Below are 17,638 nucleotides of genomic sequence, written 5' to 3' on the forward strand. Positions count from 1 at the left end.
GGACATCCGGAAGCGTCACCGTAGCCCCCGCTCATCGACGGTTCACTGGTGCTGGATGGCCCGCAGGACGTTCATCCGCGAGGCCCGCCTGGCCGGCCAGATCGCCGCCACGACACCGATCAGGACGGCACTGAGCAGGTAGAGCCCGAGCCTGCCGTACGGGATGTCGAGTACCTCGACGCCATCGGCCGCCATCACCCGCTGCAGTGCCCAGCCGAGCGCGGTGCCGAGCGCCAGACCGGCCACGGCACCGAACAGCGACACCATCACCGACTCGTAGCTGATCATGGATCGGGTCTGGCCGCGGCTCATCCCGACGGCCCGGAGCAGCCCGATCTCGCGAGTCCGCTCCATCACCGACAGGCTCAGCGTGTTCACGATGCCCAGCGCGGCGATGAGGATCGAGAGCACCAGCAGGACCACGATCAGGTTCAGCACCTGGTCGATCTCCTGGCGGGCGTCCGCCCGTACGGCCTCGCGATCCTTCGGCTCGACGTTCGGGTACGCGCGCAGCGCCGACCGTACGGCCGCGAGGGCCTGCTCCTCGCCGCCGTCGTCGAGGTCGACGAACGCCTTCTGGATCAGACCGGCCGGAGCGTGCGCCTGGTAGCCGGCCGGGCTCATGACGAAGGGCATGCCCAGGACCTCGTTGGCGGCGAAGAGACCGCTCACCCGCAGAGTCACCGCGGACCGGTCCGGGTAACGGCCCGTGACGGTACTGCCCACCTTCCATCCCCGCTCCGCGGCGAGTGCGCTCTGCACGAGCAGCCCGTCGGCGGCCAGGGTGCCGGTGCCGTCCTCGATCTTCAGGTTGGCCGGACCCGCCAGCGCGACCGGGTCGGCGACCAGGACGGACACCTGCTCGTCGGCGATCCGCATCGTCCCGTGCCGGACCGCGGTGACGCCGCGCACGCCCGGGACGGCGGCCACCCGGTCCACCGTCTCCTGGCTGAAACCGGTGAGACCGCGCGGGTCCAGGGAGAGGTCGGCGCCGAACTGACGGGCGATCCTCTGGTCGGCGGACGCGCTCATCGAACCGGCCACCACCGTCGCCACCGAGACGAGTGCGAGCCCGACCATCAGCGCCGACGCCGTGGCCGCGGTACGGCGGGGGTCCCGCCGGGCGTTCTCCCTGCTCAGTCGCCCGACCGTGCCGCCGAGCCAGGAGAGCGGCCAGCCGAGCAGCGCGATGACCGGCCGGCTCAGGAACGGGCTGAGCATCGTCAGGGCGAGCAACGCCAGCAGGCCGCCGCCGATCACCAGGGCTGCGCCCCCCGCCTTCCCGGTCGCCAGGCCCGTGGCCAGCGCTCCCGCGCCCAGCAGGGCCAGAACGACGCCGGCGACGAGACGGAGGGTCATCGACCGGCGGGTGAGCGCCACGTCGTCGCGCATCGCCGCGACCGGCGGGATCTTCGCCGCGCGGCGCGTCGGCAGGTAGGCGGCCAGCAGCGTGACGAGCATGCCGACCGCGTACGCCCAGATCACGGTCGAGAGCCCGACCACCGGTGTGCGCAGCGGAACCTGGGTGCCGCCGGTGAACCGCTCGAACAGCAGCCTGAGCCCGTAGGACAGTCCCACACCGGCGAGCAGGCCCAGGGTCGAGCCGAGGAAGCCGATCCCGAGTGCCTCGCCGAGCACCGCCCGGGTCACCTGGGCGCGGCTCGCGCCCATCGCCCGGAGCAGCGCGAGCTCCCGGAGCCGCTGCACGACCAGCATGGTGAACGTGTTGAGGATGATGAACGATCCGATGAAGACCGCCACCCCGGCGAACACCAGCAGGAACCGGCTGATCAGCTCGAAGAGGGAGCTCAGCTGGGACTTGACCTCCTCGACCTCGTCCGCGCCGGTCTTGGCCTCGTACTGCGCCGGGAGTGCCGCGCCGACCTGCTGGAGAAGCCGCTGCTGCGAGACGCCCTCGCGCGGCCGTACGAAGATCGCCGAGTACTGCCCGGGGCCGGTCAGCAGGGCCTGCGCGGTCTCCGGGGCGAACATCACGTAGGTGGCGGCACGGCCGACCTGGTCGTTGACCGCCCGGAAGACGCCGGCGACGCGCATCGACCTCGTCGCCCGCGCGGTCACCACGCTGACCGAGTCGCCGACCTTGAGCTGCCCCTCGGCCGCGGTGCGCTCCTCGACGACGACGTCGTCGGCCGCCGAGGGCTCCCGGCCGGAGAGTATCCGCAGGCCCGCGCCCGGACGTTCCAGGTACGCCGCGCCCAGGTGCGCCGCGCGGTCCTCACCGACGATCCGCCCGTCCTGGCGGACGAGCGCGGCGTACCCGTCGTACTGTCCCTTGAGTTCCGCGGCGCCGGGCACGCTCTGCTGCAGCGTGCCGAGCAGGGAGGCCGGTATGGTGGCCGGCGTCGCGTTCTCCCCCTCGGCCGGCTTGGGCCGGACGACCACGGTCGTGGTCTCGGTCCGCCCAGCGAAGATCGGATCGAAGCTCTGGCTGGCGGTGTCCCGGAAGATCATCGTGCCCGCGACGAAGGAGACCCCGAGCGTCACCGCGAGCACGGAGAGCAGCAGCCGGACCCGGTGCGCCAGGAGATTGCGCAACGTGAGTTTCGCGAGCATCAGATCCGCCCCTGCTCGCCGGGGGCCCTGCCGCTCGCCCTCGCGGGTTCGAACCTCTTCAGCCGCTCCAGGACCTTCTCCGCGGTGGGTTCCGGCATCCGGTCGACGACGCGGCCGTCGGACAGGAAGATCACGTGATCGGTGTACGCGGCCGCCACCGGGTCGTGGGTGACCATGACGATGGTCTGGCCGGTCTGCCGCACCGACTTCTGCAGGAAGCCCAGTACCTCGGCACCGGACCGGGAGTCGAGGTTACCGGTGGGCTCGTCCGCGAAGATGACGTCCGGCTTGCCGGCGAGTGCCCGCGCGCACGCCACCCGCTGCTGCTGGCCGCCGGAGAGCTGGTTCGGGCGGTGGTCCAGCCGCTCGCGCAGGCCGGTGGTCTCGATCACGGAGTCCAGCCAGTCCTGGTCGGGCGTGCGGCCGGCCAGCCGGATCGGCAGGACGATGTTCTCCAGCGCCGTCAGGGTGGGCAGCAGGTTGAAGGACTGGAAGATGAAGCCGATCCGGTCCCGGCGCAGCCGGGTGAGCTGCTTCTCGTTCAGGTCCGTCACGTCCTGGTCGCCGACGAACACCCGCCCGGAGTCCACGCTGTCCAGCCCCGCCATGCAGTGCATGAGGGTGGACTTGCCGGAACCGGACGGCCCCATGATGCCGGCGAACTGGCCGCGCGGGATGTTCAGCGACACGCCGTCGAGGGCCGCCACCGCCGTGTCTCCGGTGCTGTACCGCTTGGAGATGTTCTCCGCGCGGGCGGCGACGGGCTCACCCGTCTCCTCCGCCAGCACCGCCGTCGAGTTCTTCATTTCCGGCTCCTCGGACAGGTGTGTAATGGTCGTGACAGTTCGTTCATGGCCTCTGCTGATATCCCGGCATCGAATAGGTGGGGCGGAGAGTGCGGGACGTCAGGACGCCGGAGCTCTTTCCGCAGCGATTATCACGACAATCCCGAGGACCGCAAGAATCAAGTTCGCGTAGATCTCATAACCTTCCAGGAAGGCCACGTTGTTGACGACGACGCGGTTGAAGAAGTTGAGCACCGCGCCGAGGATGGGCTGGACGGCGATCTGATCGATGGCCCCGCTTACGCCTTCGAGGATCATGATGAACCCGATGAGCTGTAAGGATTTACGCACGATTCAACATTAAGGCAGATCGTGGCGGCGGGAATCGGTCGTCGGCATCTCCCGCGTCAACCGAAGTCGCCGATACGGATCCTGATTTCCGACTAAAGTATGAGACGCGTCGACTTTGGTATCACGACCGTCGGCGGGACACCCGAATTGGACCGTCTGCGGTCAGCATTGGATTGTGGCGGAAAAGGCCACACCACGTTCTACACGGTCCGGTAAACGGCCGGGATCAGGAGCAGCCGAGATGCAGCCACTGAAAATCGAAGGCGCATGGATTGACGACCCGAAAATCCACATCGACGATCGGGGAGGTCTGCACGAATGGTTCCGCGAGGAGGAGTTCCACGCGGTCACCGGACGGCGGCTGCGGCTCTCCCAGGCCAACTGTTCCGTTTCGCGTCGGGGCACCCTGCGCGGGATTCACGTCGCCGACGTGCCACCGGGCCAGGCGAAGTACGTCAAGTGCGTGCGGGGGGCGATGCTGGACGTGATCGTGGACATCCGCGTCGGCTCGCCGGGGTTCGGCCGGTGGGAGATGGTGCGCCTGGACGACGAGGACCACCGGGGGGTGTTCCTGTCCGAAGGACTGGGGCACGGCCTGCTCGCGCTGACGGACGACGCGACCGTGATCTACCTGTGTTCGGAGGGCTACAACCCGACCAGGGAGCGCGGCATCCATCCACTCGATCCCGAACTGGGCATCACCTGGCCGGCGGACATCGAACCGCTCCTGTCGCCCAAGGACGCCGCGGCGCCCACCCTCGCCGAGGCGCGTGCGGCCGGTCTCCTGCCCTCCTATGAGGAGTGCCTGGCCTTCTACGCCTCGCACCCCCGCGGGTAGGAACCCGCCGGCCTGTCGCGACGGTTCCCGGTCATCGCACATCGGGCCGTCGCGGCCCGCCACCGGTGAGCGGGTGCGCGCCTTCTCAGCGGAAGGGCTTCGCCAGCTCGGGGTGGGCCGCGCGCAGCGCGTCCCGCCAGGGGCGGAGCGGCTCCAGGCCCGGCTCCCGCCACCGCGCGTGGCCCAGGACGCTGAAAGCCGGTCGCTTCGCCGGCCGGACGAAGGCCTCGGAGGTCGTCCGGCGCACCCGCCCGGGGTCGGTGCCGGACAGCCGGAAGATCTCCTGAGCGAGCTCGAACCAGCTGGCCTTCCCGGAGTTGGTGGCATGGAACACCCCCGCGGCGGAGCCGAGCTCGCCGAGCGTGACCAGCCGGTCCGCGAGGTCCACGGCCCAGGTCGGCTGCCCGAACTGGTCGTCGACCACCTCGACGGTCTCCCGTTCCGCCATGAGACGGAGCATGGTGCTCACGAAGTTCGATCCGTGGGCGCCGTACAGCCATGCCGTCCGGACGACGGCGGCGGAAGGCAGCGCGTCGAGGACCGCCTTCTCCCCGGCCAGCTTGGTCCGCCCGTACGCGGTCCGCGGCTCGGCCGGGTCGCCCTCGCCGTACGGGACGTCCGCGTCACCGGAGAAGACGTAGTCGGTGGAGACGTGGACCAGCCGGGCGCCGTGCCGCGCGCAGGTCTCGGCGAGCAGCCGGGGGCCGTCGGCGTTGACCCGGTAGGCCTCTCGTTCCCGTTCCTCGGCGTCGTCCACCGCCGTCCAGGCGGCGCAGTTGACCACGACCCGCGGGGTGAGCGTCTGGAAGGCCGACTCGACCTGGTCCCGATGGGAGATGTCCAGGTCCCGGCGGGTTCGCACGGCGATGTCGTGCCCTCGTCCGCGCGCCAGCGCGACCACCTCGTGCCCGAGCATGCCTGTCGCCCCCGTGACGAGCCACGTCATGGCGTTGTCTCCCTTGTCTCCAGGCGTCGCCGGCTCTGATCACCTTAAAGCCGGAAGGCGATCGAGGTGTACGGAAGACATCGCGCCGGTCTCTCTTCGCATCGATCCGTCCCGTCCGGGGCGGCGCGCCTGCCCCGGGCGCCGCGGTCGCCGGGCTGCCGGTGCCCTCGCGGACCGCGAGCCCATGTCGTCCGGCGATCGGCAAAGCCAGCAGGTCAAGGGCGTGCGCGGACCGGACGACTCTCCTCACCGCGTCGTTTTCCGCGAGTGAACTCTTTGAACGCGTGACTGTTGACACGCTCATCCGCTCGCTGCCACCATCTACTGACCAGCCATTCATTACTGAATATTTATGCAAATAGCCTGTGTGGTGCGGCGCCGACACGATCGTTCGCCACCTCCGCACAGTTCGTGTGACATTCGGCAGGAGAGATCATCGTGGCTGACGCCAGCAAGCCCAGGGGTGTCCCCGCGGTCGCCGCCATCGATCAGGGGACGAGTTCCAGCAAGGCGGTCGTGGTGGGCGCCGACGGCAGGGTCCTCGGCAGGTCCTCGGTCGGAATCGGCCGGGCCGACCCCGCTCCGGGCTGGGTGGAGCAGGACGCGAACGAGATCCGCGAGAGCGTTGTCGCGGCGCTGGTGACCGTCCTGGACTCGGTGGACGTCGAACTCGTCGGTATCGGTCTGTCGAACCAGCGCGAGTCCGCCGTCATCTGGAGCCGCAGGACGGGCGAGCCCCTCGGCCCGGTCCTCGGATGGCAGGACCGGCGCACCGCGGATCGGGTACGCCCACTGGAGGAGTCCGGCTGGGCCGCCAGGATCCGCGCGAAGACGGGCCTTCCGCTCGACCCGATGTTCTCCGCGCTCAAGTACGAATGGCTGCTGGACCAGGTCGATCCCGACCGTGAGGCGGCCCGCCGGGGCGAGATCGCGCTCGGCACGATCGACTCCTGGCTGACCTGGACGCTGACCGGCGAGCACCGCATCGAGATCGGCAACGCCAGCCGTACCCAGCTGCTCAACCTGGAGACGCTGACCTGGGACGGCGAGCTGCTCGAAGTGTTCCGCATCCCGCCCGTCTGCCTGCCGCGCGTCTCGGCGTCGACCGAGGCGACGGCCGCGCTCGTCGACATCCCCGGCGTTCCCCGGGGCACGAGCATCCACGGAATCCTCGGCGACTCGCACGCCGCCCTGTACGCCCACGGGGTGCGCGCTCCCGGCCAGGTGAAGGCGACATACGGCAGTGGCAGCTCGATCATGGGCCTCGCCGACGTTGACGACGGCCGGCCCGGCGCCCGCGTCCTGGACGGGCTGGTCACCACCATCGCGTGGGCCGACCCCGCGCCGGCCTTCGCCTTCGAGGGGACGATCCTGTCGACCGGCGCCACGCTGCTGTGGCTCGCGAAGATCCTCGGAGTCGACCCGGCGCAGCTCAGCGCGCTCGCGCAGTCCGTTCCCGACACCCAGGGCGTCGATCTCGTACCGGCCTTCGCCGGTCTGGGTGCGCCCTGGTGGGACGAGTCGGCGGTGGGACTGATCAGCGGCTTCGGGCTGGGCACCGGTCCGGGCCATCTGGCCCGCGCGGCGTTCGAGTCGGTGGCGTTGCAGACCGAGGACCTGTTCTCCGCGGTCGAAGAACGCCTCGGCTCCCCGATCGACACGGTGCTCGCCGACGGCGGCCCCAGCCAGAACGACTGGCTCATGCAGGTGCAGGCCGATCTGAGCCGGCGGCGCGTGGTGCGCAGCAACATCGCCGAGCTCTCCGCCACCGGTGCCGCCCATCTGGCCGGCGTCGGCTGCGGGTTGTGGACGGCGGACGAGTGCCTTCGCCTCCCCAGGGACCGCTCGCCGTTCGACCCCTTGATCGAGAGATCCGAGGCCGACGCCCGCCGTCGGACGTGGCGATCGGCGATCGAACGCTCCCGATTCCAGCCAGGTACCCCCAGAAAGCAGAGCGATAAATGAACGAACAGGCATCGAACATCTTCGCCGGGCACTTCGCCGGCAAGAAGGTGCTGGTGACAGGCGCCGCCCGTGGCATGGGATGCACGATCTCCCGTTCCTTCGCGGCGGCGGGAGCCGCGGTACTGCTGGTCGACCGCGATGACCAGGTGCACGAGACGGCGAAGCGGCTGCGTGCCGACGGGCTCGACGCGCGTGCCTGTACGGCCGACGTCACCGACGACGCGGCCGTCAGGGCGGCCGTCGCGGTGGCGGCCGAGGAGTGGGGGCGTATCGACGTCCTCATCAACAACGCGGGCGTGATCAGCGTCGAACGGCTCACCGACCTGACGACGGAGGAGTTCAAGCGCGTCCTCGACGTCAACACGGTCGGCCATTTCATCGTGGCGCGAGAGGCCGCGCCGCTGCTGCGCGAGAGTGGCGGCGGTGTGATCCTCAACGCCGCGAGCGCCCAGGCGCGGGAGGGGTTCGTCTTCACCCCGCACTACGCGGCCAGCAAGTTCGGGGTCGTCGGCATGACGCAGTCCCTCGCCAAGGAACTCGCCAAGGACAACATCCGGGTGAACGCGTACTGCCCCGGCATCGTGATGACCGATATGTGGGGCTACCTGGACGGCGCCTGGGGCTCCAAGCTCGGGGACTACCGGCCCGGCGAGCTCGTGGCGGAGTGGATCCGCGACATCCCGCTGCAGCGACCCGCCACCGAGGCCGATGTGGCCAACCTCCTGCTCTTCCTCGCCTCCGACGCCGCCTCCTACATAACCGGTCAGACGATCAACGTCGACGGCGGAATGTCGATGGACTGACATGGACCACCCGAACATCCGTAAGCCCCATTGGAGCCAGAAGTGGCCATGACCCAGAATCCCGCGAGCGCCGGCCCCCGCGCCGATGACGGCCGGCGGTCACGGCGCGGCGCGGTCAAAGGCGTGGCGTGGATCCTCGACGGAGTGGGCGGCCCGTTCCTGGGCCTGGTGGTGCTCGTCGTCATCATGGCGATCTTCGCGCCCAATTTCGCCAAGCCCATCAACCTGATCAACATCCTCGACCAGGTGACCGTACTCGGGATACTCGCGCTGGGCGCCACCGCCGTCATCATCACCGGTGGTATCGACCTGTCGGTCGGATCCGTGTTCGCGCTGTCGGTGATGGTCCTCGGCTGGCTCTCCCACGACGGCGGGATGCCACTGTGGTTCGCGATGATCGCCTGTGTGGCGGTCGGCGGCCTCGCCGGGCTGGTCAACGGCCTCGCGGTCACACTGACGAGACTGCCGCCGTTCATCGCGACGCTCGCCATGATGTCGGTCGCCCGAGGTCTGGCCAACATGACCACGGACGGACGTCAGATCACCGGCTACCCCGAGTGGTTCTACTCACTGGCGTCGACCAGGTACGGCGGCTTCCTCTCGATCACGTTGATCGCGCTGATCGTGCTCTACGTCATCGGGTGGACCATCCTCAAGTATCGGTCAAGCGGCCGCTCGGTCTACGCGGTCGGCGGCAGCCCGGAAGTCGCCCGTCTGGCCGGCATCAAGGTCAAGGCCGTGACGACCTGGGTGTACGTCGTGGCCGGCCTCACGGCCGGGCTCGCGGCCATCGTGCTCGCCAGCCGTCTCGACTCCTCCCAGCCCAGCGCGGGAGAAGGGCTCGAACTTGACGTCATCGCCGCCGTCGTCATCGGAGGCGCCAGCCTCGCGGGCGGGGTCGGCCGGATCACCGGCACGCTCGTCGGCGTGCTCATCGTCGGCGTCATGCACAACGGACTCAACCTCCTGGGCGTGTCGCCGTTTCTCCAGCAGGTCATCATCGGCGTCGTCATCGCCGCCGCCGTGTTCACCGACGTTCTCCGGCGCCGCAAGGAAAGAAGCACATGACCGGCGGCCGGCAAGAGATCTGGAACGTTCCCATAGGAATCGCCGGGAAAGGAACCCCTCGAATGTACAAAACCCGCCGGCCCGCGAAGATGCTCGTCGGACTGATGGCCGCGGCCGTACTGTCCACGACGCTCGGCGCGTGCGCGTCGAGCACCAGTGCCGACGACGGCGAGATCACGATCGGTCTCGCGGTGCCCAACCAGCAGTCTCCCTTCTACGTGGCGATCCGCAAGTGGGTCGAGGACGAGGCCAAGCGCGAGAACGTGAAGGTCCTGGTCGCGGACGCCAAGAACGACGCCGACGACCAGGTCAGCCAGGTCCAGGACTTCATCACCCGGGGGGTCGACGGGCTCATCTACATCCCGGCGGGCGCCGCCGCGGCGACGGTTCCGGTACGCGCCGCGAAGTCGGCCGAGATCCCGGTCGTCACGGTCGACCGCAATCCCAAGGACGCCCCGGGCGACACGTTCATCGCCACCGACAGCGTCGCCGCCGCGCAGGAACTCGGCGAGTGGGTCGTGAAGAACGCCGGCGACAAGGGCAACCTCGCGATCATCCAGGGCCAGCTCGGCACCACCCCTGAGGAGGCGCGTGACCAGGGGTTCAAGAAGGGCGTCGAGGGCAGCAAGATCAAGGAAGTCGCACGCCAGGCTTCCAAGGCATGGCTCCAGGACGAGGGCTACCAGATCACCACGGACCTCCTCCAGGCACACCCGAACATCGACATCATCTTCGGGCGGGCCGACGGGCTCGCGCTCGGCGCGGCCCAGGCCGCGCGCAACGCCGGGTCCAAGGACATGCTCGTCGTCGGATTCGACGGAGACCCCTCGGGTCTTGAGGCGGTGAAGAGCGGCCTGCTCGCCGCGACCGTCACCCAGCAGACGACGCTCATGGGCAAGCTCGCCGTCCAGTCGACGCTGAAGCTGATCAAAAAGGAGCAGGTGCCCGCCGAGCAGTTGCAGAAGGGCATCTTGACGACCGGGGAGAACGTCGACCAGTACATTGCGAACCACCCGTGACGAACGAGCCCGCTCCAAGTCCGGTACTGACGGTTCGCGGAATCTCGAAGTCGTATCCGGGCACCACCGCACTGCGTGGAATCGACCTTGAGGTGCGGCCGGGTGAGGTGATCGCCCTTCTCGGTGAGAACGGCGCCGGAAAATCCACCCTGTCCGGTATCATCGCCGGTGCGATCCAGCCCTCCACGGGCACCATGACATGGCAGGGCCGACCGTACTCACCCGCGACGCCGCGCGACGCGATCACGCGAGGCATCGGCATGATTCATCAGGAGATGCGGCTGCTCCCCGACCTGACCGTGGCCGAGAACGTCGCGGTCGGCCGATGGCCCACCCGCGCCGGTTTCCTCAGTGGGAAGACGATGCTCCGGCAGGCGCAGGAGCAGCTGCGCAAGGTCGGGTTCACCGGCCGGATGAATCAGCCCGTCCGGGAACTGAGCGTCGCAGGCCAGCAGCAGGTGGAGATCGCCAAGGCGCTCATGCTCGACGCCGCGCTGCTCATCCTCGACGAGCCGACCGCCGCCCTCGGCGAGACGGAGACGAGCGCGCTGTTGGAGTGCATTCGCTCGCTCAGGGCGCAGGGTGTCTCGTTCGTCTATGTCAGCCACCGTCTCGCGGAGATCGCGCAGATAGCGGACCGCGTCGTCGTGCTCCGCGACGGGGAGAAGGTCGCGGAGCACGACAGCGGGGGGATCGCCCCTGACATGCTGGTACGGGAGATGGTCGGACGCAGCGTCGACCGCCTTTTTCCGGAGTTCGACCCCCCGCGCGACGAGGTCGTGCTGTCGGTCGAGGGCATCTCCGACCGGGCCGGCCGCTTCGAGGACATCTCACTCACCGTGCGCGCCGGGGAGGTCTTCGGCATCGCGGGCATCGTCGGTGCCGGACGCACCGAACTGGTGCGGTCCATCGCCTCGCTGGAACCACTCCGCTGCGGCGAGATCAGGATCGACGGTGTGCCGCTCCCCTCGAACGATCCGATCGCGGCCAAGGCGGTGGGGGTCGCCCTCATCCCCGAAGACCGCAAACGACAGGGCGTCATCCTTTCCGACACCATCGAAGACAACATCGCGCTGCCGAATCTCGCCGCCATAACGCGGTACGGCTTCGTCACCCCCTCGGGCGTCACCAGATTCGCCCGGAAGGCCGCCGCGCGATTCGGCATCAAAGGTGATATCGGTGACCCGGTGGCGACCCTGTCCGGCGGTAACCAGCAGAAAGTCGTCCTTTCCAAGTGGCTTTCGTCGGATCCGAAGGTCATCATCCTCGACGAGCCGACCCGGGGCATCGACGTCGGCGCACGCGCGTCGATCTACGAGATCATCTCCGAACTCGCACAGCAGGGTAAGGCGATCATCGTGGTCTCCTCGGACCTGGAAGAGGTGCTCGGTCTCGCGCACCGGATCATGGTTCTTGCCCAAGGACGGAATCAAGGGATCATGGAGGCGGCGGAGGCGACCGCCGACCGCGTCATGGCGTACGCCACCCAGTGAACATGTGCCACCGCGGACCGGAGCGATCGGTGACATCGACGGTTCAGAAAGGAGAAGCCGCGTGATCGGGAGAACGGGCAACGAGAGTCGCGACTCGGTAGCCATGATCGTGCAGGTCGCGCGGATGTATCACGAGCAGAACATGACCCAGCCGGCCATCGCCGAGCAGCTGCGCATCTCCCAGTCGCGGGTGTCGCGATGGCTCAAGCAGGCGGTGGAGCTGGGGATCGTACGCACGGTCGTGTTGCCGCCCGAGGGCGTCCACCCGGAGCTGGAGGAGCAGCTCGTACGGAGGTACGGGCTGCGACAGGCACTCGTCGTCGAGAGCAGTGGCGACGAACGCTCCACCATGTGGGCACTGGGGGCGGCGGCGGCGACCTACCTTGAGGCGACGCTCGCGAACGGCGCGCGCGTCGGGTTCTCCTCCTGGTCGGAGACCCTGCTGGCGACCGTCGACTCGATGGTGCCCCTCAAGCACCGGCGCGCCGAGTCCATCGTGCAGATCATGGGCGGAGTGGGACAACCGGAGGCGCAGCTCAAGGCGACAGAGCTCACGTTCCGGCTGGCCCGCATCGCGGGCGGCACCCCTATGTTCCTGCCCACGCCGGGCATCGTCGCGACGCCGTCCGCGCGCGAGGCCCTTTTCCAGGACCCGAACGTCGTCGAGACGGCGCAGGCCTGGGAACGTCTCACCGATGTTCTCGTCGGCATCGGCAGCGTCACGCCGTCGCCGCTGCTCCAGGTCTCCGGCAACGCCGTGTCCGAGGCGCAGATGCGGACGTTGCGTGAACTCGGCGCGGTGGGCGACGTGGCGATGCGTTTCTTCGACGCCGATGGGCGGCCGATCGACACCGAGTTCAACGACCTGGTGGTGGGCATCGGCGTCGAGGCGCTGTTGAAGACGCCGCGACGTGTGGGCATCGCCGGTGGCGCGCGCAAGTTCGAGGCCATCCGCGGCGCCCTTCGCGGGGGATGGGTCGACGTCATCGTCACCGACCTGGATACCGCGCAGGCGCTCGTCGCCGACAGCTGACCGGAAGAACCGGCACAGAACCCCGAAGGGTGCTACCCGGCCCTTCGACAGTATTATTGAGAATAGCCATTCGCAATTGAATATATATGCAAAGGAGGATCTGTGCGGACCGACATACCAACGTCCACGCTGCTGGAGATGCAGCGGCGGATGACGCGCATTCGGCGCTTCGAGGAGCGCGCGGCGAAGATGGTCAAACGCGGCCTGATCCCTGGAGCCGTGCACACCAGCATCGGCCAGGAGGCTCAGGTCGTCGGAGCCTGCATGGCGCTCGACGACGACGACTACATGACGGGGAACCATCGCAGTCACGGCCATCCCATCGGCAAGGGCTCCTCCTCGGCCCGCTGATGGCCGAGCTCGTGGGCAAGGCCACCGGAGTGTGCCGGGGTAAGGGCGGGTCGCTGCACCTGGCCGACTTCTCGGTCGGCAGCCTGGGCGAGTCCGGCATCGTCGGATCCTCCATCCCGATCGCGGCCGGCTCCGCGTTCGCGTCGAAGATCCTTGGCCGCCCGCGGGTCTCGCTCGCGTTCTTCGGCGACGGCGCCGCCAACCAGGGAGTCCTCTACGAGGCCATGAACATGGCGGGCGTCTGGAAGCTGCCGGTCGTCTTCCTGTGTGAGAACAACCAGTACGCGCTCAGCACGCCGGCGCACACCGTGACCTCCGGCAACATCTTCGAGCGCGCGGCCGGGTTCGACATCCCCGGCGTCCGTGTCGACGACGGACAGGACGCGCTCGCGGTGTACGACGCGGTGAAGACCGCGGCCGACCGCGCCAGGTCGGGCGAGGGCCCGAGCCTGGTGGAGGTCATGACCTACCGCTTCAACGAGCACTCCGAGGGCCTGCGCATCGATAACTACCGTGACAAAGCGCAGGTCAGTGAGTGGCTCAGCCGTGATCCGCTGGATCACCTCGCCGCGCGGCTCCGCGATCGCGGAGTCACCGACGAACAACTCAGGGCGCTCGACGCGGAAGTCATGGACGAGGTCGATCGTGCGGTCGAGTTCGCGAACGAAAGCCCCTATCCCGAGCCGTCCGTCGCATTCGAGGACCTGTACACCGATGAGGTGACCGCCGTATGAGCATCATGAGCTACCTCGGAGCCATCGGCGCCGCGCAGCGCGAGGCGATGGAGGCCGATGAGCGCGTCGTCATCGTGGGCGAGGACGTCGAGGCCAACGTCTACGGCACGACGGGCGGCGGAAAGTCGCGAAGCAGCGAAGGCGACTTCCTGCAGTTGTTCGGTCGTAACCGCATCAGGAACACCCCGATCTCCGAGGAAGGGATCGTGGGCATCGCGGCCGGTGCCGCGATGACAGGGCTGCGCCCCATCGTCGACCTCTCCTATTCGAGCTTCCTGTACATGGCGATGGACCAGTTCGTCAACCAGGTCGCGAAGAACCGCTACATGTTCGGCGGCCAGGCGTCCATGCCCGTCGTCTTCCGCTCGGCGATGTTCTACGGCCTCAACACGGGCGCGCACCACTCGGACCGGCCGTACCCGATGTTCATGAACATACCCGGGCTGAAGATCATCGCCCCCGCGTCACCCGAGGACGCCAAGGGGCTGCTCCGCGCCGCCATCGACTCCGATGACCCGGTGCTGGCATTCGAGGCCGTGAAGCTGTGGGGGCTGAAGGGCGAGGTCAGCGACGAGGCCTTCAGAATCCCCCTGGGGGTCGCGCGGACGGCCAGGGAGGGGACCGACGTCACCCTCGTCGCGATCTCCGGTTCCGTGCCCGACGCGTGCGCAGCCGCCGACCGCCTCGCGGAGGAAGGCGTGTCGGTCGAGGTCATCGACCCGCGCACGCTCGTGCCCCTGGACACGACCGCGATCCTCAGCTCGGTCGCGAAGACCGGGCGGCTCGTCGTGGTCGAACCGGCCCACCGTACCTGCGGGGCCGCGGCCGAGATATCGGCCCTCGTCGCGGAGGAGGTGTTCGACGCGCTCAAGGCGCCCATCGTCCGGCTCACCGCGCCGGACATGCAGATCCCGTTCAGCCCGAGCCTTGAGCAGCAGATGTACCCCACGCGCGATGGCATCACCGCCGCGCTCCGGCGGGTGACCGGTCTCCTACCGGCGTAACGATGTTCGGACATACAGGAAAGGAAGCTGGAAAATGAGGGTTGAGGTACTGCTCCCGCAGTGGGGAATGGGCATGAGCGAGGGGACGGTGTCCTGCTGGCTCAAGAAGGTCGGCGAGCGGGTCGTCGAGGACGAACCACTCGCCGACGTCGAGGCCGAGAAGGTCGAGGAGACCGTGGAGTCTCCGGCGACAGGCGTTCTCACCGAGATCCTCGTGTCCGAGGGGGAGACCGTGGAGGTCCGCTCGGTCATCGCCGTCATCGAGACGGACTAGGACGATGACCGTTGAGGGGAGCGGCCCCGCCGTGCGCGACGCGGTGCCGCTGACCGGTATCAGGCGGGCCGCGGCGCGCAAGATGATCAAGGCGTGGGAGGCGCCGGCCTTCACCCTGACGATCGCCGTGGACATGTCGGCCGCGCTCACGGTGAAGCGGCGCGACCCGGAAGCGACCGTGACCGACCGGCTGATCGAGTGCTGCGCGAGAGCACTGGTGGGACACCCGCAGCTCAACGCGTGGTACGACGACCTGGCCGTCACACAGGTCGACCAGGTCAATATCGGTGTGGCGGTCGCGACCGACGCGGGCCTCATGGTTCCCGTGGTCCAGGGCGCCGACCGGCTGGCGCTGCCGGAGATCAGGGCGGCCCGCCGTGATCTCGTCTCCCGGGCGCGGGCGGGCCGGCTCGGCAGGGCCGACGTGACCGGGGGCACCTTCACCATCTCCAACCTCGGCATGCAGGGCATCGACCGGTTCACTGCGATACTCAACGTGCCGCAGGTGGCGATTCTCGCGATCGGCGCGACCACGGAGCGGTACGTCCGCCGGGACGGCGTGGAGGCGTGGGTCCCCCAGGCCGACTTCACGCTCACCTGCGATCACCGAGCGGTCGACGGCGCGACGGGCGCCGCCTTCCTCACGGAACTGCGCGCTCTGATCGAGACACCTTGATCCCCGTGCCCGCCGCCGATCTGACCGACCCCTCGGCAGGAGACCCGTTTCAGCACGTCGCGGGTCTCCTGCGGGAGTTCTCGCGAGAGGAGCGGACATCCCCCGTCCTCCATGTCCGCCGGTTACGGCCGGTCGTCGCCTTCAGCCGTCGTGACACGAGGAACCCCCGGTTCGAGCTCGCCGCCGCGGCGGCCGCGGCGCACGGCTTCGCCGCCCACGTCCGCCCGGTCGGCGGATCGGCCGCCCCCCTGCACGAGGGCAGCCTGGTCCTCGATCACTACGGCGTCGACCCGGACGGCGTGGTGTCCCCGCACCACCGCTTCACCGTGGTCGCCGAGGCGCTGCGCGCCGCCCTGGCCTCCCTCGGCCTGGACGCCCGCGTCGGCCCGGTGCCCCGGGAGTACTGCCCGGGCGACCACAGCGTCAACGCCCGGGGCCGAGTCAAGATCGCCGGTATCGCCCAGCGGATCCGGGGGCGCTCCTGGCTGGTCAGCTCCGTCGTGCAGGTCCACGGCGGTCCCGCGCTCCGCGAAGTGGCACTGGCCTGCTACGACGCGCTGGGCCTGGAACTGGACCCCGCGACGGTCGGCACGGTCGAGGAGGAGGTGGGCATTCCCGACCCGCACACCGTCGCCGCCGCGATCACCACGGCGTACGTCAGGCACGGGCTCGTACGCCCCGACGACATCATCGCCCGCCGCGACGTCCTCACGTGAGCCCATCTGCGATCCCGAACGAACGTGAGAGAGCCATGTGACCTGTTATGCGGGCACAGGGGCTTCCCCGCCTCGTCAACAATCGGCAGGATCGTTTACGCCGTTACCGTTCTCGTCGGTGTCGATGAATCTCAGGTTGTCATTCGCCATCCATCCGTAAGTGGATGTTCCTGCCACGCGAACCCACCACCAGAACTTCCCGTATTCATTCCTGTATACGCTGTTGACCGGCTGAGACGCTTGACATTGCCGCAGTGGGCGTATGGCGCCGTCTTGAGGTTGAAATCACCACGCATGGTGCCCGCGCCCTCCCCGTTGCGCGCATGGGGCGGGCGCACGCAGCTCGGAGCGGCTGAATGGGCCTGTTCGGTCGTCGGCGAGACGAGCAGGGCGGTCGACGCGAGAACAGCGGAAACCGCTGCGCCTGCGAGCTTGAAACGCATGCCGTACATCCTTTCTAACGGTTTCTACCGGTCGTCGCTCGTTGGTCGGCCTGACTCATTTTGTAAATCTCCCGCAATGCCTTTAAGGCGTGGATTAAAGGCTCGGATCGACCACGGAGAGGGATCGCATCTCCTCCGTTCCCGGTCGCACCTCGCCGGGCCGCCGCGATGGGCGTGACAGTTGTTCTCTGGCCGCGGCTCAAGCTGTCGTGGAGTCGCCGGAGAGCAGGGCCGAGCCGGGAGGGGGCGGCGTGTGCAGGACGGCCCCGCCCATCCGGCCGGTGGTCAGGAGCCCGGCGTTGCGCAGCACAGCCGTGTGCTGACTGGCGGTGGCCGGGGAGATGCCGACCCGGTACGCCCCGGGGGCCGGCGGAAGTCGATGACCGAAAAGGTGCGCACCTGTCGCGGCCGGTGTAATTACGATCATGGCGCCGGCGCAGGCGGGCCGCCACGGCGGGCGCGGCGGTGCGGCGGCCGCCGGCCACTCGCGCCGCGCCGGATCCGAGTGTCGATTCGGCCCGGACCACCTCGTTCGACGCTCCCCGACCGGATCCCCTTGGCGGCG

The 17,638-nt window shown here is 68.8% G+C and carries 19 protein-coding genes; 13 read left to right on the forward strand and 6 right to left on the reverse strand.

Annotated elements, in window-relative coordinates; genetic code table 11:
- Nucleotides 1-42: 42 nt before the first annotated feature.
- The 3 genes from ACFQVD_RS34000 to ACFQVD_RS34010 form a co-directional block, all read right to left on the reverse strand.
- Nucleotides 43-2,574, reverse strand: a complete 2,532-nt coding sequence (locus tag ACFQVD_RS34000; protein WP_343963210.1) for an ABC transporter permease — start codon at nucleotides 2,572-2,574, stop codon at nucleotides 43-45.
- Nucleotides 2,574-3,380, reverse strand: coding sequence for an ABC transporter ATP-binding protein (locus ACFQVD_RS34005; protein ID WP_343963211.1), 807 nt, complete (start codon nucleotides 3,378-3,380; stop codon nucleotides 2,574-2,576). The genes ACFQVD_RS34000 and ACFQVD_RS34005 overlap by 1 nt, the downstream gene beginning before the upstream one ends.
- Before the next feature lie 99 nt (nucleotides 3,381-3,479).
- Nucleotides 3,480-3,710: a hypothetical protein gene (locus ACFQVD_RS34010; protein WP_343963212.1), complete on the reverse strand. Its 231-nt coding sequence runs from the start codon at nucleotides 3,708-3,710 to the stop codon at nucleotides 3,480-3,482.
- 241 nt (nucleotides 3,711-3,951) lie between these two features.
- Here ACFQVD_RS34010 and ACFQVD_RS34015 point away from each other — a divergent pair, with 241 nt between their 5' ends.
- Nucleotides 3,952-4,548: a dTDP-4-dehydrorhamnose 3,5-epimerase family protein gene (locus ACFQVD_RS34015; RefSeq protein WP_343963213.1), complete on the forward strand. Its 597-nt coding sequence runs from the start codon at nucleotides 3,952-3,954 to the stop codon at nucleotides 4,546-4,548.
- A gap of 85 nt (nucleotides 4,549-4,633) precedes the next feature.
- Here ACFQVD_RS34015 and rfbD read toward each other — a convergent pair whose 3' ends face one another.
- Nucleotides 4,634-5,494 (reverse strand): dTDP-4-dehydrorhamnose reductase, encoded by an 861-nt coding sequence (rfbD, locus tag ACFQVD_RS34020; RefSeq protein ID WP_343963214.1) that lies wholly within the window; start codon nucleotides 5,492-5,494, stop codon nucleotides 4,634-4,636.
- 438 nt (nucleotides 5,495-5,932) lie between these two features.
- On the opposite strand from rfbD, the gene ACFQVD_RS34025 reads away from it, so the two are divergent.
- The 12 genes from ACFQVD_RS34025 to ACFQVD_RS34080 all read left to right on the forward strand — a co-directional run bounded on the left by ACFQVD_RS34025 (nucleotide 5,933) and on the right by ACFQVD_RS34080 (nucleotide 16,630).
- Nucleotides 5,933-7,459 (forward strand): FGGY family carbohydrate kinase, encoded by a 1,527-nt coding sequence (locus ACFQVD_RS34025; RefSeq protein ID WP_343963215.1) that lies wholly within the window; start codon nucleotides 5,933-5,935, stop codon nucleotides 7,457-7,459.
- The gene (locus tag ACFQVD_RS34030) at nucleotides 7,456-8,262 is read left to right on the forward strand and encodes an SDR family NAD(P)-dependent oxidoreductase (protein ID WP_343963216.1); all 807 of its coding nucleotides are present in this window, start codon (nucleotides 7,456-7,458) and stop codon (nucleotides 8,260-8,262) included. The genes ACFQVD_RS34025 and ACFQVD_RS34030 overlap by 4 nt, the downstream gene beginning before the upstream one ends.
- Nucleotides 8,263-8,310: 48 nt before the next feature.
- A complete protein-coding gene (locus ACFQVD_RS34035; RefSeq protein ID WP_343963218.1) occupies nucleotides 8,311-9,330 on the forward strand; it encodes an ABC transporter permease in 1,020 nt (339 codons plus the stop codon).
- Between the two features lie 62 nt (nucleotides 9,331-9,392).
- Complete coding sequence (locus ACFQVD_RS34040; protein WP_343963219.1) at nucleotides 9,393-10,349, forward strand: substrate-binding domain-containing protein; 957 nt, start codon at nucleotides 9,393-9,395, stop codon at nucleotides 10,347-10,349.
- Nucleotides 10,346-11,842: a sugar ABC transporter ATP-binding protein gene (locus ACFQVD_RS34045; RefSeq protein WP_343963220.1), complete on the forward strand. Its 1,497-nt coding sequence runs from the start codon at nucleotides 10,346-10,348 to the stop codon at nucleotides 11,840-11,842. Before ACFQVD_RS34040 ends, ACFQVD_RS34045 begins: the two co-directional genes overlap by 4 nt.
- Before the next feature lie 61 nt (nucleotides 11,843-11,903).
- Nucleotides 11,904-12,875 carry a sugar-binding transcriptional regulator gene (locus ACFQVD_RS34050; RefSeq protein WP_343963222.1) on the forward strand — a complete coding sequence of 324 codons (972 nt, stop codon included), beginning with the start codon at nucleotides 11,904-11,906 and terminating at the stop codon, nucleotides 12,873-12,875.
- Between the two features lie 102 nt (nucleotides 12,876-12,977).
- Nucleotides 12,978-13,226 (forward strand): thiamine pyrophosphate-dependent enzyme, encoded by a 249-nt coding sequence (locus ACFQVD_RS34055; protein WP_386368756.1) that lies wholly within the window; start codon nucleotides 12,978-12,980, stop codon nucleotides 13,224-13,226.
- A complete protein-coding gene (locus ACFQVD_RS34060; RefSeq protein ID WP_386368759.1) occupies nucleotides 13,226-13,960 on the forward strand; it encodes a thiamine pyrophosphate-dependent dehydrogenase E1 component subunit alpha in 735 nt (244 codons plus the stop codon). Before ACFQVD_RS34055 ends, ACFQVD_RS34060 begins: the two co-directional genes overlap by 1 nt.
- Nucleotides 13,957-14,964, forward strand: coding sequence for an alpha-ketoacid dehydrogenase subunit beta (locus tag ACFQVD_RS34065; RefSeq protein WP_343963225.1), 1,008 nt, complete (start codon nucleotides 13,957-13,959; stop codon nucleotides 14,962-14,964). The genes ACFQVD_RS34060 and ACFQVD_RS34065 overlap by 4 nt, the downstream gene beginning before the upstream one ends.
- A 34-nt stretch (nucleotides 14,965-14,998) precedes the next feature.
- Nucleotides 14,999-15,238, forward strand: coding sequence for a biotin/lipoyl-containing protein (locus tag ACFQVD_RS34070; protein ID WP_343963226.1), 240 nt, complete (start codon nucleotides 14,999-15,001; stop codon nucleotides 15,236-15,238).
- 4 nt (nucleotides 15,239-15,242) lie between these two features.
- The gene (locus tag ACFQVD_RS34075) at nucleotides 15,243-15,914 is read left to right on the forward strand and encodes a 2-oxo acid dehydrogenase subunit E2 (protein ID WP_343963227.1); all 672 of its coding nucleotides are present in this window, start codon (nucleotides 15,243-15,245) and stop codon (nucleotides 15,912-15,914) included.
- A gap of 5 nt (nucleotides 15,915-15,919) precedes the next feature.
- Nucleotides 15,920-16,630, forward strand: coding sequence for a lipoyl protein ligase domain-containing protein (locus ACFQVD_RS34080; protein WP_343963228.1), 711 nt, complete (start codon nucleotides 15,920-15,922; stop codon nucleotides 16,628-16,630).
- Between the two features lie 131 nt (nucleotides 16,631-16,761).
- Here the strand turns inward: ACFQVD_RS34080 and ACFQVD_RS34085 are convergent, their stop codons facing one another.
- Together ACFQVD_RS34085 and ACFQVD_RS34090 are read right to left on the reverse strand one after the other, a co-directional pair.
- On the reverse strand, nucleotides 16,762-17,073 hold the full coding sequence (locus tag ACFQVD_RS34085) for a hypothetical protein (protein WP_343963229.1): 312 nt from the start codon (nucleotides 17,071-17,073) through the stop codon (nucleotides 16,762-16,764).
- Nucleotides 17,074-17,272: 199 nt separating this feature from the next.
- Nucleotides 17,273-17,500: a hypothetical protein gene (locus ACFQVD_RS34090; RefSeq protein WP_343963230.1), complete on the reverse strand. Its 228-nt coding sequence runs from the start codon at nucleotides 17,498-17,500 to the stop codon at nucleotides 17,273-17,275.
- Between the last annotated feature and the right edge of the window lie 138 nt (nucleotides 17,501-17,638).

Source organism: Streptosporangium amethystogenes subsp. fukuiense (genome assembly GCF_042665875.1).
GTDB classification, from domain to species: domain Bacteria; phylum Actinomycetota; class Actinomycetes; order Streptosporangiales; family Streptosporangiaceae; genus Streptosporangium; species Streptosporangium fukuiense.

Bases quoted from the DNA above. Each gene is read 5' to 3' on its own strand.
- ACFQVD_RS34075 (WP_343963227.1), top strand. From the start codon at position 15,243: ATGACCGTTGAGGGGAGCGGCCCCGCCGTGCGCGACGCGGTGCCGCTG.
- ACFQVD_RS34065 (WP_343963225.1), top strand. From the start codon at position 13,957: ATGAGCATCATGAGCTACCTCGGAGCCATCGGCGCCGCGCAGCGCGAG.
- ACFQVD_RS34060 (WP_386368759.1), top strand. From the start codon at position 13,226: ATGGCCGAGCTCGTGGGCAAGGCCACCGGAGTGTGCCGGGGTAAGGGC.
- ACFQVD_RS34040 (WP_343963219.1), top strand. From the start codon at position 9,393: ATGTACAAAACCCGCCGGCCCGCGAAGATGCTCGTCGGACTGATGGCC.
- ACFQVD_RS34030 (WP_343963216.1), top strand. From the start codon at position 7,456: ATGAACGAACAGGCATCGAACATCTTCGCCGGGCACTTCGCCGGCAAG.
- ACFQVD_RS34035 (WP_343963218.1), top strand. From the start codon at position 8,311: ATGACCCAGAATCCCGCGAGCGCCGGCCCCCGCGCCGATGACGGCCGG.
- ACFQVD_RS34015 (WP_343963213.1), top strand. From the start codon at position 3,952: ATGCAGCCACTGAAAATCGAAGGCGCATGGATTGACGACCCGAAAATC.
- ACFQVD_RS34005 (WP_343963211.1), bottom strand. From the start codon at position 3,380: ATGAAGAACTCGACGGCGGTGCTGGCGGAGGAGACGGGTGAGCCCGTC.
- ACFQVD_RS34070 (WP_343963226.1), top strand. From the start codon at position 14,999: ATGAGGGTTGAGGTACTGCTCCCGCAGTGGGGAATGGGCATGAGCGAG.
- rfbD (WP_343963214.1), bottom strand. From the start codon at position 5,494: ATGACGTGGCTCGTCACGGGGGCGACAGGCATGCTCGGGCACGAGGTG.
- ACFQVD_RS34090 (WP_343963230.1), bottom strand. From the start codon at position 17,500: ATGATCGTAATTACACCGGCCGCGACAGGTGCGCACCTTTTCGGTCAT.
- ACFQVD_RS34000 (WP_343963210.1), bottom strand. From the start codon at position 2,574: ATGCTCGCGAAACTCACGTTGCGCAATCTCCTGGCGCACCGGGTCCGG.
- ACFQVD_RS34085 (WP_343963229.1), bottom strand. From the start codon at position 17,073: ATGCGTTTCAAGCTCGCAGGCGCAGCGGTTTCCGCTGTTCTCGCGTCG.